Source organism: Arthrobacter sp. NicSoilC5 (assembly GCF_019977395.1).
Taxonomy (GTDB): domain Bacteria; phylum Actinomycetota; class Actinomycetes; order Actinomycetales; family Micrococcaceae; genus Arthrobacter.
The window spans coordinates 1608084-1622223 of sequence record NZ_AP024660.1; the positions used below are offsets into that span (position 1 = coordinate 1608084).

Sequence of the window (14140 nt, forward strand, 5' to 3'; positions counted from 1 at the left end):
AACGACAGTTCGCGCTACTTAGTTGGGTCGGGGGCAGCCGGTTCCCGCGGGGAAAGGCCCGACGGCGGCGGGCAGCTTTCCCGGAGCGGGCGCCTTCCCTGCCAGCACGGCGGCCAGCGCGTCGAAGGCGGCGTCGGTCCGGCCATAGAGGGCCACCTTCACCGGTGCGCTGGACCCCTGGAGCGGCCACGGAGCGTCGAGGGACACGGCGATGTCCCCACCGGCCGGTTTTCCACCAAACCCGATGAGGTTGACCAGCGGGCCTGATCCCACGGTGAGCCCGGCGCGCGCTGCGGCGGCTTCGAAGCGCTCCCGGTCCCCCGGTCCCCCGCCGGCCACCCGCACGGAACCGGGCACCAGGGGTCCGCTGCAGGGACCGGAAACAACGGTAACGGCCGACGCCGAGACCTGGGCGGACAGGGCGGCCCCGCTTCCGGCCGGCGCACCTGAGCCCGCTGTTCCGGCAGGCGGGGTGGTCCGGGCATGCCAGATCATCATGGTGGCCACCCGCTGCGCTGCTTCATCCAGGCGTGCGGCGGGAAGGGTGCCGGCAGCCAGGGCCTGGACGATGGCGGCGTGCGCCTGCTCCACGTCCGTGGGCATCAGCAGCAGGTCGGCACCGGCGGCCAGTGCCTTCACTGCAGCCGCGCCGGCCGGGTACTGCTTGTCAACGGCGCCCATGTTGAGGGCGTCCGTCACGGCCACTCCCTTGAAGCCCAAACCCCTGAGCGCCGAGTAGCTGGGGGCAGAGAGCGACGCCGGGACGCCTGGTTCCAGCGCGGGTACGGCAATGTGCCCGGTCATGACCACGGGGAGGCCCGCTGCGACGGCAGCCTCGAAGGGTCTCCAGTCCCGGCCCCGGAGCACGTCGATGCCTGCCGGCTGGACGGGGAGGCTGAGGTGGGAATCCGCCGTCACCGAGCCGTGTCCGGGAAAGTGCTTGACGGTGGGGAGCACGCCGGCGTCCAGCATGCCCTGGGAGAAGGCGGTGCCCTGGGCCGCCGCCGCGGCCGGGTCGCCGGACATGGAACGCGCCCCGATGGTGGGGTCTGCAGGACCGACGGTCACATCCGTGTCCGGCGCGAAGTCGAGGTCGAAGCCCAGTGGCACCAACTCGCTTGCCAGGCCCTTGCCGGCCTTGCGCGTCAGGTCCAGGTTGCCGGCGGCCCCGTAACTCATGGGAGCGGGCCACTCGGTGAGGGGCGGCCCCAGGCGTGCCACCGCGCCGCCTTCCTGGTCCACGCTCATGATCCCGGGCCAGCGCCGTCCGTCGGCGGCCACAGCCTGCTGCAGCCGCTGGTTTACGGCGCCCATGGCGGCCACGTCCACCTTTCCCTGCGGGTCGCGTGGCACGTTGTCGCCCATGATGATGGATCCGGCCAGGTGGAGGCGCTGGATGAGCGCCGCATGGGCCTCTACCTGGCTGCCCTTGAAGAACGGGAGCAGGACCTGCCCGGCTTTCTGTTCCGGCGACATCGCCGCAACGGCCGCCAAGGCGGCGTCCTGGTCCCGCTGCTCCGGGCCCCACCCCAAAGGCCGGGAACCCGGGTCAGGCGACGGGGAAGCCGGAGGAGGCGCCGGCGTCGTACTTGCTGATGCGGTGGGGGACGCGTCGGCGGTCGGGGCGGAGGATGAGGGCGGTGCGGCGCTTGGGGCGGCTGAACAGGAGGCCAGCGCCATTGCGGACAGGGCCAGGAGGAGGGGGAAGGATTTGGCAGGACTGTGACGCAGGGGGAACGGTGCCATCAGTACGATGCTACCCCTGCACTAGACTTGAACCATCCGTTCGCCTGCCGGCTGCAGCCTGTGAGCGGCATCAGCCAGCGGCAAACCGGACAGTAAGGAAACGTGTGAAGATCGACTTCGCGTCATCGAGGCAATCCACCCTCGGTGTTGAGTGGGAGCTGGCACTGGTGGACGGGAAGACGGGCGAGCTCGCTTCCGTGGCCAACCAGGTGCTCCGCGGCGTGGCGTCCCGCCACCCCGAACTCAACGAAGACGACGAACATCCGCACATCAAGCAGGAACTGCTGCTCAATACGGTGGAACTGGTCACCGGGATCTGCGAAACGGCAGCCGAGGCCAAGGAGGACCTCAGCCGGTCCGTCGCGGCCGTCCGTGAAATCACCGATCCCATGAACGTGGAGCTGTTCTGCGCCGGCAGCCACCCGTTCAGCCCTCCGCAGCTGCAGCCGGTGACGGACAAGGCACGCTACGCCAAGCTCATTGACCGGACCCAATGGTGGGGCCGGCAGATGGTCATCTATGGCGTCCATGTCCACGTGGGGCTGGACCGCCGGGACAAAGCCCTCCCCGTCCTGGACGGCCTGGTCAACTACTTCCCGCACTTCCAGGCGCTTTCCGCGTCCAGCCCGTTTTGGGGCGGCGAGGACACCGGGTACGCCTCGCAGCGGGCCCTGATGTTCCAGCAGCTTCCTACCGCGGGGCTGCCCTTCCAGTTCAAGTCCTGGGAAGAATACGAGTCCTACGTCCAGGACATGTTCACCACGGGCGTCATCGACACCATCTCGGAAATCCGGTGGGACATCCGGCCGGTGCCCGCCCTGGGCACCATCGAGATGCGGATCTGTGACGGCCTGGCCACCCTGGAGGAAGTGGGGGCCATTGCGGCGCTCACCCAGTGCCTGGTGGACGAGTTCTCCACCACCCTGGACAACGGCGGCACCATCCCCACCATGCCGCCATGGCACGTCCAGGAGAACAAGTGGCGCGCCGCCCGGTACGGCCTGGACGCCATCATCATCCTCGACGCCGCGGGCAAGGAGCAGCTGGTCACCGACCACCTGCTGGAGACCCTGAACCGGCTTGAACCGGTTGCCGCCAAGCTGCGCTGCTCCGACGAGCTGGCCGACGTCGAGAAGATCATCCGCCGCGGCGCCGGATACCAGCGCCAGCGCCGGGTGGCTGCCGAGAACGGCGGAAACCTGCAGGCCGTGGTGCTGGACCTGGTCAAGCAGATGCGCAACGGCCCCACCGCCTGACCACCCCCTTACTTGCCCCATCAGATATGGCTCCTAAACCGGCGGTTTAGGAGCCATATCTGATGGGGCGTCGCAGGGTTTGCCGGGTGTCAGGCCGGGAGCGACACCGAGGTGACGGGCATCGAGGAGTCCGGGGCGAATCCGATGCCACTGGGGTCGGTGCCGGCCATCACCAGCTGGGCTCCGAGCGCGGCCACCATGGCGCCGTTGTCCGTGCACAGGTCCAGCGGCGGAACGTGCAGGCGGATGCCGGCGGAGGCGCAGCGATGCCCGGTCAGTTCGCGCAGCCGTGAGTTGGCCGCCACTCCCCCGCCCAGCAGAACGTCCTTGATGCCCTGCTCGCGGCAGGCCAGGACCGCCTTGGAGGAGATTACGTCCACCACTGCTTCCTGGAACGCTGCCGCGATGTCGGCCACCGGGATCTCTTCGCCGCGGGCCTCGAACTGCTCCACGCAGCGGGCCACGGCCGTCTTCAGGCCGCTGAAGGACCAGTCGTACCGGTGCGGGCCGGGTTCGTCGGCTGTGCCCATGTATTTGGGCTGGGTCAGGCCCCGGGGGAAGCGGATCGACTTGGGGTTGCCGGAGCGGGCCATCTTGTCGATGGCCGGTCCGCCGGGGTAGCCGAGTCCCAGGATGCGGGCCACCTTGTCGTAGGCCTCGCCAGCGGCGTCGTCGATGGTGGAGCCCAGGAGCTCCACGTCACTTGTGATGCTGTTGATCCGCAGGATTTCGGTGTGGCCGCCGGAGACCAGCAGGGCGCCCAGGTTCTCCGGCAGCTCCTGCCTGCGGCCCGTGGCGCGGTCGTCCAGGAGCCCCACGCCAACATGCGCCACCAGGTGGTTGATGGCGAACAGGGGTTTTCCGGTGGCCACGGCGAGCGCCTTGGCAGCGCACACCCCGACCATGAGCGCGCCGGCAAGCCCGGGTCCGGAGGTGACGGCGATCGCGTCCACCTCGTCCAGGGTGACCCCTGCATCCGCGAGGGCCTGCTCGAGGGTGGGAACAAAGGCGTCCAGGTGGGCGCGGGAGGCGATTTCCGGGATGACGCCGCCGAAGCGGACGTGCTCGTCCATGGAGGAAGAGACCGTGTTGGTCAGCAGGGTGGTTCCGCGGACCAGGCCGACGCCGGTTTCGTCGCAGGATGATTCGATGCCCAGTACCAGGGGCTGCGTACGGTTCATGCCTGGCCTGCTTCCGTTGCTTCGTGTCCTTCAGGGTGTGCCGCGGGCAGCTGGAGCCGCATGATGAGGGCATCCACGCCGTCCCGGTAGTAGCGCGGGCGGACGTGGATCTGTTCGAAGCCGAACCGCAGGTAGAGCTGTTGTGCCCGGGGGTTGTCGGCCCGGACCTCGAGCAGGACGTCGGCGGCGCCGCGGTGCCGGGCCTCCTCGATCAGTTGCGTGAGCAGGGTGCTGCCAATGCCCCGCCCCTCGTGCTCAGGGACGACGGCGATGGTCTGGACGTCCGCGATGGGTTCAATGCACATCAGGCCGGCGTAGCCCACGATGCCTCCGCTGGTCTCCGCCACGAGGTAGCGGCGGGTCTCCGGCTGGGAGAGTTCGTCCAGGAACATCTGGACGGGCCACGCGTCAATGGGGAAGAGCTTGTGCTCCAGTGCGCCGACGGCGGGCACATCGTCCAGCGTCATGTCGCGGACGGTCACGTCCGCCGCGCGCGGGTCCGGGGTGCTGCTCACAATGCCCGCTTCCGTGGTCCGGGGACCTGCGCGTCGGATTCCCGCAGGTACAGGGGGGTGGAGTCCAACAGGGTGTCTCCTGCCGCCAGCCGCGCCAGGGCGAACTGGCCAAGATACAGGGCGTCCGGCTGCTCCGCGGCGAAATCCGGGTGGGCCTGAAGCACCCCGGCGTAGAGGCCCGCGCCGGCGCCGAACGCAGGCAGGTCCGGGAGGGCAGACGCGAACCCGACGTGGGGGCCGTCCTCCAGCACGGGCAGCTGGCCGTCATCCAGGCTGTACCGGGCCCAGTAGACCTCTTTGCGGCGGGCGTCCGTCACCACCAGGAACTCGGAAGCGGCTGCGGTGGACTCCGCAACTTCCAGGGCCATCGCGTCCAGGCTCACCAGGCCATGCAGCGGCTTGCCCCACACGAAGGCCAGCGTGCGGGCGGTGGCAATGCCGGAGCGCAGCCCGGTAAACGGGCCCGGGCCAACGCCCACCACCAGGGCGTCGACGTCCTGCCCGGCCACGCCCGCCGACTCCAGCATGGCGTCGATTCCGGGCGCAAGCACCTCAGCGTGGCTGCGGGTGTCCTCCGTGGCGAAGCTGGCAAGCACGCTCTCGGGGGCATCATCGGTGACCAGCGCAGCGCTGGCCACGGCCGAGGTGTCAATGGCGAGGATCAGCATGCCGCTCCCCCGTCGGGTCCAGCCAGTTCAGGAAAGTTCGCCCAGCGGGGACCGTAGCCGCGCATGACGATGGTCCGGGGCTCGTCGGTGTCTTCGGCGTCGAAATCCAGGCTTGAGGAGGTGGACGCCGCAGCGCCGCCCAGGCCGATCGCACGGTGCAGGTCGATCTCCAGCCGGCTGTCGCTCAGGTGCTCCACGCGCTCATGTCCCCACTCGACCACCGTCACCGATGAATCCATGGTGTTTTCGAGGTCGATGTCGTCAATCTCCGCCGCCGAGCCAAGCCGGTAGGCGTCCACGTGCACCAGGTCCGGGCCGCCCGGACGCGGGCCGTCCGGCAGGTTGGGATGGATCCGGACCAGGACGAACGTCGGCGAGATGATGCCCGGGCGGACACCCAAGCCTTCGCCCAGGCCCTGGGTGAAGGTGGTCTTCCCGGCACCCAGCTCGCCGGACAGCACCAGCAGGTCTCCGGCCTGCAGCACCTCCGCCAGGCGGGCGCCGAAACCGTGCGTCTGTTCCGCCGTCGTCGCCGTGAAGGTCTTTTCCCAGTTGGCGGGCAGGTCTTCGGGCGTGCTCATGCCGCTCCCTTGCCGGGGACGCCCACCAGGTTATTGCCGGCTTCCGCGCGCTCGTCTTCGTTGATGAAGCGGCGGGGAACACGGGGACTGATCCTGGTCACCACCTCGTAGTTGATGGTCCCGGCGGCGCGTGCCCACTCGTCCACCGTGGGTCCGCCGTCGGCGCCGTTACCGAACAGCTCCGCCTCCGCGCCCTGCAACGCGGCACCGGAGGCCTCCGGACCCAGGTCGATGACCATCTGGTCCATGGCGATCCGCCCCACTACGGGGTACGTTTTCCCGGCCACGCGGACGGGGCCGCCGGTGGCGACGCGCGGGACGCCGTCGGCATAGCCCAGCGGAATCAGCGCCAGGGTGCTCGCCGTCCTGGTGCGGTAATGCAGCCCGTAGGAGACGCCCTGCCCCTCGGGCACCTCTTTGCACTGCGACACCAGGGTGCGCAGCGTCATGGCGGGGCGGAGGCCGAGCTCGGCGGAGGTCTGCCCGTCGAACGGCGAAAGCCCGTAGATGCCCAGGCCCACACGGACCATGTCGAAGTGGGTGTCGGGCCGGGAAAGGGTGGCGGGGGTGTTGGCAAGGTGCCGGACCTCAGGGTCCACGCCCGCGTCCTCGGCGATGGCCAGGGCCTCCCGGAATGCGGCCACCTGCTGGTCCGTCTCGGGCCGCTCCGGCTCATCGGCCACGGCCAGGTGCGAGAAGATGCCCACCACGCGCAGCAGGCCCTGGTCCTGGTACTCCACGGCCTCCCCCACCAGGCGGTCCCAGGCCTCGGGGGTTGCGCCGTTGCGGCCCAGCCCGGTGTCCACCTTGAGGTGGATCCGTGCGGGACGTTCCTGTTCGCGGGCGGCAGCCACGATGCGTTCCAGCTCCCAGCCCGAGCAGCCGATGTCGACGCCGGCAGCCACGGCGGCGCCGAAGTTGCTGTCGGTGGTGTGCAGCCAGGCGAGGAGGGGCGCGTCGATGCCGGCGGCGCGGAGCGCGAGGGCCTCGGAAATGTGCGCCACGCCCAGCCAGGACGCGCCGGCCTGCAGGGCCGCACGGGCCACGGGAACCGCGCCGTGTCCGTACGCGTCGGCCTTGACCACGGCCATGACTTTCGCGGGGGAAGCAGCGCCGGCGAGCCGGCGGACGTTGTGCCGGATGGCCTCCAGGTCGATCACGGCGGACCGCTCATTGCGGGGGTCCGGCCCGGGGGCAGCGCTGAATTCACCGGTTGTTGCGGGGTAGGTCACCTAACTGATTCTAGTGCGGGCACTTCGCGCCGAATAATCGGGGCGTCCGGCACCCCTCAGGCGTCCGACAGGTGCGCGATGGTGGCCGCCGCCCGGCGCTGCGCCGCCAGCGGCACGTCCTCGATGATGTCCGCGAGGAATCCGAAGCGCCGCAGCCATTGGCTCATTTGCCGTTCCGGGCGGGCGTTGGCGCGTTTCCACCAGTCGGCGATGTCCCCCCAGCCAGGGGCGGCCAGGGATCCGCCAACCTCCTGCACGGCCAGGGAGGCGCACAGGTTGGCAAACCGGAGCCTGTCCCCCAGCGGCCATCCGGCCAGGGTGCCCACGATGAACGCTGCGTCGAAGCAGTCACCGGCTCCGGTGGGGTCGTGTGCCTTGACCGGAAGCGACGGGACCCACTCCTCCTCCCCGGTTTCCGAATCAACGGCCATGGCCCCCTGCGCTCCCAGGGTCACCACGGCCACCGGTACGCGGTCCGCCAGAGCGTAGAGCGCACTCCACGGATTGTCCTTACCGGTGAACGCCATGGCCTCGCGCTGGTTGGGCAGGAAGGCGTAAAAGTACTGCAGGTTTTCAAGCCGCACCGGCGCCCACTCCCCGCTGGGATCCCACCCCACATCCCCAAACAAACGCACCCCGGCCCCATGGGCGGCCCGGACCCACGGTTCAATTTCCATGCCCACCTCCGCGATGCCGGCAAGCGCCTTGGGCGGGCTCCCGATCAGCTCGGAGTTGGTCACCGGCGCTGAATGCCCGTGCGTGACCATGGAGCGGTCCTGGTCCACGCAGAGGGACACGGTCACCGGGGAGTGCCAGCCCGGGACGCGGCGGGAGAGGCTGAGGTCCACATGTTCCTGGCCGGAGAGGATCTTCCAGTTGAAGTCGCCGTAGCCGTCGTCCCCGAACGCCGCCGCCAGGCCGGTGCGCAGGCCCAGCCGCGCGGCGGCGATGGCCTGGTTGGCCACCCCGCCGGGGCAGCTGCCCATGCCGTCACTCCAGATTTCCGTGCCGGGTTCGGGCCCGTGCGGGAGGCCGGTGAAGATGATGTCCTGGAAGACGGTCCCGGCCAGCAGGAGGTCGAATCCAGGTTCCACCGGCGAGCGGACAGCGGCCAGCGGATCGAAGGGGCGGGCTGGCATCGCGTCCATGAGCGCAGGATACGCCGCGGGGAAGGGCTCCGGTAGGGGCTTTGGCAACAGTCTGGACAGGGTGTCGGCGGCTGGTCCTAGACTGCATGCATGCGGCTTCTGATTGCCGGCGGCGGGGGTTTCCGGGTGCCGCTCATCTACCGGGCATTGGTGTCCGGGCCCTTCTCCGGGCTGGTCACGGACTTGGTGTTGCACGACGTCGATCCCGCACGCCTTGACGCCGTTACCGCCGTGCTGCGCAGCATGCCGGCAGGGCGGGGCGCGCACCTTCCGGTGCATGCCACCACGGATCTTTCCGCTGCCCTGTCAGGCACCGCCATGGTCTTCGCCGCGATCCGGCCCGGCGGCACGGCAGGCCGAGTGGCGGATGAGAAAGTGGCGCAGGACCTCGGGCTGCTGGGACAGGAAACGACCGGAGCCGGCGGAATTTCCTACGCCTTGCGGACCATCCCGCACATGGTGGGCCTTGCCCGGCTGATGCGCGAGCGCTGCCCGGACGCCTGGCTGGTCAACTTCACCAATCCGGCCGGGATGGTCACCGAGGCGCTGCGCCCTGTCCTGGGGAACCGGGTCATTGGGATCTGCGACTCTGCGGGCGGGCTGGTGCACCGGGCGGCATGGGCTGCGGGTGTCCCGCTGCCGGAGGGACGGCTCGACGGCGTGGGCTACTACGGGCTGAACCACCTGGGCTGGCTGTACCGGCTGGAGTCCGGCGGACGGGACATGCTGCCGGGCCTGCTGGCGGACGCCGCGGCGCTGCGGTCCTTCGAGGAAGGCCGGTTGTTCCCGCAGCCGTTCCTTGCCGGGCTGGGCCTGCTTCCCAACGAGTACCTGTATTACTACTACCAGGGCCAGGCCGCCCGGCAGGCAATGCAGGCCATGGCACGCACCCGCGGGGAGACCATCCATAGCCAGCAGCGGGAGCTGTACCCGCAGCTGGCTGCCGCGGGCCCGGACGCATACCGGTTGTGGGAGGCGGCGCGGCGTTCCCGCGAAGAGGGGTACCTGGCGGAGGCCCGGCACGACGGCGAGCGCCGGAACGAGGAGGACCTGGCCGGCGGTGGCTACGAACGGGTGGCGCTGGCGGCCATGCAGGCACTGGCCGGCGGCGGCGATACGCAGCTGATCCTCAACACGGTCAACGCAGTGCCGGCGGCCCGGGCACCGGGGCCCACCGGCGCTGCCCCTGCCCCTCCCCAACCCGCCATTCCCGGCCTGCCGGCGGACGCCGTCGTCGAGGTCCCCTGCACCGTCACCCCGGCCGGAGCCGTCCCGCTGCCCCAGGAGAAGCCGGCGGAACCGCAGCTGGGCCTGCTCCGGCAGGTCAAGGAGGTGGAACGGCTCGTTGTCCTGGCCGCGGGCACCGGCAACCGGGATGCCGGCGTCAAGGCCTTCGCCCGGCACCCGCTCGTGGATTCGGCGGACCTGGCCGCGAAGCTGATGGCCGGTTATGAGCGGGCGTTTCCGGACCTGGGGAAGATGTGGGAGGGCGGTGGGCGTTAGGGGAAGGAGTAATGTTTTATCGGATGCGCACTGAGCCGGCTCCCCTGACACGCGCCGGCGGCCGGAAGGAGGTCCCGTGGCACTGATCCGCAGGGTCGCTTTGCTTTCCCTCCACACCTCCCCCATGGAACAGCCCGGGTGCGGGGATGCCGGCGGAATGAACGTCTATATCCGCGAGCTGGCCTCGGCACTGGCCGAGGCAGGCGTGGAGGTGGAGATCTTCACGCGGGCCACCTCAGCCGACCAGCCCGCTGTCGAGCATCCCGACCCCGGCGTGTGCGTGCACAACGTCCTGGCCGGCCCGCCCAGGAAGGTCCCCAAAGAGGAACTTCCCGGGCTGCTGCACGCCATGGTCGCGGAAATCGAACAGATCCGCCGCCGCCAGCCGCACGGCCGGTATGACGTCATCCACTCCCACTACTGGGTGTCCGGGATCGCCGGGCTGGAGCTGTCCGAACTGTGGGGTGTGCCGCTGGTGCACACCATGCACACCATGGCCAAGGTCAAGAACCTGCTGCTGGAATCCGGTGAGCAACCCGAGCCCCGGCGCCGCGAACTGGGCGAGCACCGCATCGTGGACGGCGCTGCCAGGCTCATCGCCAACACCAGCTCCGAGGCCGCCGAACTCGTGTCCCACTACGGCGCCACCTACGACCGCATCGACATCGCGCCGCCCGGCGTGGACCTGGCCACGTTCACCCCCGCGTTCCGGGCACGCTCCAGGGCGGAGCACGGCGTCAGCCCCGACACGTTCCATCTGGTGTTCGCCGGCCGCATCCAGCGCCTGAAAGGCCCCCAGGTCCTGGTCAAGGCCGCGGCGCTGCTGCGGAAACGCCGCCCGGACATCGACCTGCGCGTCACCATCCTGGGCGCTTTGAGCGGCAACAAGGAGTTCAACCTCCGCTGCCTGGTGGCAGAGGCGGGAATGGACGACGTCGTCACGCAGCTTCCGCCGGTGAAGGCACCTGAGCTGGCGTCCTGGTTCCGTGCGGCCGACGTCGTGGTGATGCCCTCCTTCAGCGAATCCTTCGGGCTCGTGGCACTCGAGGCCCAGGCCTGCGGGACCCCCGTGGTGGCTACCCGGGTTGGCGGGCTGTCCCGCGCCATCTTCCACGGCCGGACCGGACTCCTGGTGGACGGCCACCATGCTGCCGACTGGGCCGATGCCCTGGAGGCCCTGTATGACGACCCTGTCACCCGCGAGGACCTGGGCCGCGCTGCCGCCATCCGTGCCCAGAACTCCGGCTGGCAGCGCACTGCTGCCATCACGCTGGAAAGCTACCATGCCGCCGTCGACAACTTCGTGGGGCGGCGCCTGGCCCCGGTGGTGCCGGCTTCCTGACGGTCGTTGGCTTGTGCGTTGCTGGTATCGGGTGCCGTTGGAGCCGGGTGCTGTTAGCTTAGGGGCAGGTCTCCGGCGCCGGCCGGTGCAGGAAAGACTGCGCAGGAAAGGACAAGGATGTCTGCTCTCCCCTCTGATCTGGAAATAGCCCGCGCCGCCCGCATCCGCCCCATCGGGGAAATCGCGGCTGCAGCCGGGATCAATGCCGATGCACTGGAACAGTACGGACGGTACAAGGCCAAGATCGATCCCGCCCGGCTTGCGGCCCCGGCTCCGCACGGCAAGGTGGTGCTGGTCTCGGCCATGTCGCCCACCCCGGCCGGCGAGGGCAAGTCCACCACCACTGTGGGGCTGGCGGATTCGCTGGCCCGCGCCGGCCACAAGGTGATGATCGCCCTGCGGGAACCGTCCCTGGGCCCGGTGCTTGGCATGAAGGGCGGCGCCACCGGCGGCGGCTATTCGCAGGTGCTGCCCATGGACGAGATCAACCTGCACTTCACCGGCGATTTCCATGCGATCACGTCGGCCAACAATGCCCTGATGGCACTGGTGGACAACCATATCTACCAGGGCAATGCGCTGAGCATCGATCCGCGCAGGATGACGTTTAAACGAGTCCTGGACATGAACGACCGCTCCCTGCGGGAGGTGGTCATCGGACTGGGCGGACCGACGCAGGGCGTGCCGCGGCAGGACGGGTTCGACATCACCGTGGCTTCCGAGATCATGGCCGTCTTCTGCCTCGCCACGGACCTGGCGGACCTCCGCTCACGGCTGGGCCGGATCACGTTCGGCTACACCTATGACCGGGCACCGGTGACGGTGGCGGACCTCGGCGTGGAGGGGGCCTTGACGCTGCTCCTGAAGGAGGCGGTCAAGCCCAACCTGGTGCAGACCATCGCCGGCACCCCCGCCCTGGTCCACGGCGGTCCCTTCGCCAATATCGCCCACGGCTGCAATTCGCTCATTGCCACGCAGACCGCCCGGCGGCTGGCGGACATCGTGGTGACCGAAGCCGGCTTCGGGGCTGACCTTGGCGCCGAAAAGTTCATGGACATCAAGGCGCGGTACGGCGGCGTGGCCCCGTCCGCCGTCGTGGTGGTGGCAACGGTGCGCGCACTGAAGATGCAGGGCGGGGTGGCCAAGGACCAGCTGGCCCGCCCGGATGTCGCTGCCCTGGAGGCCGGGGTGGTTAACCTGCGCCGGCACGTGCACAACGTGGAGAAGTTCGGCGTCACCCCCGTGGTGGCCATCAACAAGTTCTCCTCCGATGCGCCGGAGGAACTCGACTGGCTGCTGAAGTGGTGCGCAGCCGAGGGCGTGCGCGCCGCCGTCGCCGACGTGTGGGGCCGGGGCGGCGGGGGCGACGGCGGCGACGAACTCGCGGCCCTCGTTGCGCAGGCGGTGGAGGCGCCCAGCAGTTTCCGCCACCTTTATCCCCTGGAGCTGTCCGTGGAGGACAAGATCCGCACCATCGCCCAAGAGATTTACGGAGCCGACGGTGTGGACTTCTCCGTGCCGGCGCTGAAGCGGCTTGCCGACATTGAGCGGAACGGCTGGGGTTCGATGCCAGTGTGCATGGCCAAAACCCAGTACTCGTTCACTGACGATGCCTCCCGTCTGGGCGCCCCCAAGGGGTTCACCATCCACGTCCGCGACCTGCTGCCCAAGACCGGTGCGGGCTTCATCGTTGCCCTTACCGGAGCTGTCATGACCATGCCCGGCCTCCCGGCCGTCCCGGCTGCGCTGCGCATGGACGTGGACGCGGACGGCAACCCCGTGGGCCTCACCTAGCCCAACGCCCCATCACATCCTGCCTATTTTCCACCAACGCCCCATCACCTCCCGCCCCCAAATCACCAACGCCCGATCACCTCCCGCCCCCAATCCACCAACGCCCGATCGCCTTGGAACCATCCAGGTCTGTTCCTGTGGATAACTCCTGCAGTGGTCTAGCCTTCTACGCCAGAATGCCAGCATGCATAAGCGCGCTGATCTACCGTCGACCCTGGCAACCTCCCCGTTCACATACGACTCGGCGGTGACTGCCGGTGTGTCAGCGAAGCGGCTGCGGAAGGATGACGTGGTCCACGTCAGCAGGCGGTTGTACCGCCCGTCGACTTGGAGCTTCGAGCTGGAAGCCGCGGCACGGGTCCTCTCCGAGGTTTCGCCAGGCGCGTGGATTTCACACGTCACAGCTGCACGTTTGCACTGTCAACTGCTCCCCGCGTGGCTGTCGGATTCAACTGAACTGCATATGAGCAAACCGAAGCAATTACCGCAGGTGCGCCGGAAAGGTGTGGTTGCCCATAAGGTCATAGCCAGTGCCGACGAAATCGAAACTGTCGACGGTATCCGCATCAGTACCCGTTCCCGAACCTGGCTCGACTTGGCCCGGCGGCTGTCGCTGGCTGAGCTGGTCTGCCTTGGAGACCAAATCATTCGCATCCCTCGAGCGGAGTATGAGGCCAGGTCGCAGCCCTTCGACACGTTGGAGGGTCTCAGCGCTTTGGTCAGCCGGCACCCTAATCTTCAGGGGGTCGTGCGTGCCCGGGAAGCTTTGGAGCTGATGCGGGTCGGCGCTGATTCGGCACCGGAATCGATGCTGCGGCTGGCCATGCTTGACGCGAACCTGCCAGAACCTGACCTGCAAATCGCACTTCGACCGAATGATGCAGCTTCCCCTACTGCCGACCTGGGCTACCGTCACCGGCGCCTTGCAGTCCAGTACGACGGCGGTCACCATCTTCTTGAGGCTCAGCGACTGAGTGATCGACGGCGCGACAAGGCCTTCGAGTCAGCTGGGTGGACGGTTCTGGTATTCACCAAGGACGATGCCACGGACGGTTTTCAACGAGCTGTAGCGGCAATCAAACGGCACCTTCGCACGGCGTGGATTGACCATTCCTACTCGGCCGGTTTTGCCGGAAACGGGTGACCAAAACACCACCACCGCCTCCAAAAACGC

General features: G+C 68.8%; 12 protein-coding genes. 5 read left to right on the forward strand and 7 right to left on the reverse strand.

Translation table 11 applies throughout. The annotated features are described in order from the left end of the window. Positions 1–18: 18 nt before the first annotated feature. Positions 19–1476, reverse strand: coding sequence for a glycoside hydrolase family 3 N-terminal domain-containing protein (locus LDO22_RS07460; RefSeq protein ID WP_224027190.1), 1458 nt, complete (start codon positions 1474–1476; stop codon positions 19–21). 374 nt (positions 1477–1850) lie between these two features. Between LDO22_RS07460 and LDO22_RS07465 the strand changes: the two genes are divergently transcribed. Next, entirely contained in the window at positions 1851–3002 is a 1152-nt protein-coding gene (locus tag LDO22_RS07465; RefSeq protein WP_159631420.1) for a glutamate--cysteine ligase, read from the forward strand. Positions 3003–3091: 89 nt separating this feature from the next. On the opposite strand, the gene tsaD is transcribed toward LDO22_RS07465, so the two are convergent. Genes tsaD through LDO22_RS07495 form a run of 6 tightly spaced genes read right to left on the reverse strand, consistent with a single transcriptional unit; the run spans position 3092 to position 8327 of the window. Beyond that, the gene (gene tsaD / locus LDO22_RS07470) at positions 3092–4183 is read right to left on the reverse strand and encodes a tRNA (adenosine(37)-N6)-threonylcarbamoyltransferase complex transferase subunit TsaD (protein WP_224026617.1); all 1092 of its coding nucleotides are present in this window, start codon (positions 4181–4183) and stop codon (positions 3092–3094) included. Then, the gene (rimI, locus tag LDO22_RS07475; protein WP_224027191.1) at positions 4180–4650 is read right to left on the reverse strand and encodes a ribosomal protein S18-alanine N-acetyltransferase; all 471 of its coding nucleotides are present in this window, start codon (positions 4648–4650) and stop codon (positions 4180–4182) included. The genes tsaD and rimI overlap by 4 nt, the downstream gene beginning before the upstream one ends. A 44-nt stretch (positions 4651–4694) precedes the next feature. Next, a complete protein-coding gene (gene tsaB / locus LDO22_RS07480) occupies positions 4695–5366 on the reverse strand; it encodes a tRNA (adenosine(37)-N6)-threonylcarbamoyltransferase complex dimerization subunit type 1 TsaB (protein WP_159631418.1) in 672 nt (223 codons plus the stop codon). Beyond that, positions 5360–5947 carry a tRNA (adenosine(37)-N6)-threonylcarbamoyltransferase complex ATPase subunit type 1 TsaE gene (tsaE, locus tag LDO22_RS07485; protein WP_224026618.1) on the reverse strand — a complete coding sequence of 196 codons (588 nt, stop codon included), beginning with the start codon at positions 5945–5947 and terminating at the stop codon, positions 5360–5362. The genes tsaB and tsaE overlap by 7 nt, the downstream gene beginning before the upstream one ends. Continuing rightward, the gene (gene alr / locus LDO22_RS07490) at positions 5944–7179 is read right to left on the reverse strand and encodes an alanine racemase (protein ID WP_224026619.1); all 1236 of its coding nucleotides are present in this window, start codon (positions 7177–7179) and stop codon (positions 5944–5946) included. Before alr ends, tsaE begins: the two co-directional genes overlap by 4 nt. Before the next feature lie 56 nt (positions 7180–7235). After that, the gene (locus tag LDO22_RS07495; RefSeq protein WP_224026620.1) at positions 7236–8327 is read right to left on the reverse strand and encodes a PfkB family carbohydrate kinase; all 1092 of its coding nucleotides are present in this window, start codon (positions 8325–8327) and stop codon (positions 7236–7238) included. Between the two features lie 90 nt (positions 8328–8417). Here LDO22_RS07495 and LDO22_RS07500 point away from each other — a divergent pair, with 90 nt between their 5' ends. The 4 genes from LDO22_RS07500 (at position 8418) to LDO22_RS07515 (ending at position 14110) form a co-directional block, all read left to right on the forward strand. Continuing rightward, on the forward strand, positions 8418–9830 hold the full coding sequence (locus tag LDO22_RS07500; RefSeq protein WP_224026621.1) for a 6-phospho-beta-glucosidase: 1413 nt from the start codon (positions 8418–8420) through the stop codon (positions 9828–9830). A gap of 76 nt (positions 9831–9906) precedes the next feature. Next, positions 9907–11172, forward strand: coding sequence for a D-inositol-3-phosphate glycosyltransferase (mshA, locus tag LDO22_RS07505; RefSeq protein WP_224026622.1), 1266 nt, complete (start codon positions 9907–9909; stop codon positions 11170–11172). Positions 11173–11289: 117 nt separating this feature from the next. Continuing rightward, entirely contained in the window at positions 11290–12966 is a 1677-nt protein-coding gene (locus LDO22_RS07510) for a formate--tetrahydrofolate ligase (RefSeq protein ID WP_224026623.1), read from the forward strand. A 184-nt stretch (positions 12967–13150) separates the two neighbouring features. Further along, a complete protein-coding gene (locus LDO22_RS07515) occupies positions 13151–14110 on the forward strand; it encodes a DUF559 domain-containing protein (RefSeq protein ID WP_224026624.1) in 960 nt (319 codons plus the stop codon). Positions 14111–14140 lie beyond the last annotated feature (30 nt).

Excerpts from the sequence above, each read along its gene's own strand:
- LDO22_RS07460 (WP_224027190.1), bottom strand. The coding sequence starts at position 1,476 with ATGTCGCCGGAACAGAAAGCCGGGCAGGTCCTGCTCCCGTTCTTCAAG.
- LDO22_RS07500 (WP_224026621.1), top strand. The coding sequence starts at position 8,418 with ATGCGGCTTCTGATTGCCGGCGGCGGGGGTTTCCGGGTGCCGCTCATC.
- LDO22_RS07495 (WP_224026620.1), bottom strand. The coding sequence starts at position 8,327 with ATGGACGCGATGCCAGCCCGCCCCTTCGATCCGCTGGCCGCTGTCCGC.
- rimI (WP_224027191.1), bottom strand. The coding sequence starts at position 4,650 with ATGACGCTGGACGATGTGCCCGCCGTCGGCGCACTGGAGCACAAGCTC.
- tsaD (WP_224026617.1), bottom strand. The coding sequence starts at position 4,183 with ATGAACCGTACGCAGCCCCTGGTACTGGGCATCGAATCATCCTGCGAC.
- tsaE (WP_224026618.1), bottom strand. The coding sequence starts at position 5,947 with ATGAGCACGCCCGAAGACCTGCCCGCCAACTGGGAAAAGACCTTCACG.
- LDO22_RS07515 (WP_224026624.1), top strand. The coding sequence starts at position 13,151 with ATGCATAAGCGCGCTGATCTACCGTCGACCCTGGCAACCTCCCCGTTC.
- tsaB (WP_159631418.1), bottom strand. The coding sequence starts at position 5,366 with ATGCTGATCCTCGCCATTGACACCTCGGCCGTGGCCAGCGCTGCGCTG.
- LDO22_RS07510 (WP_224026623.1), top strand. The coding sequence starts at position 11,290 with ATGTCTGCTCTCCCCTCTGATCTGGAAATAGCCCGCGCCGCCCGCATC.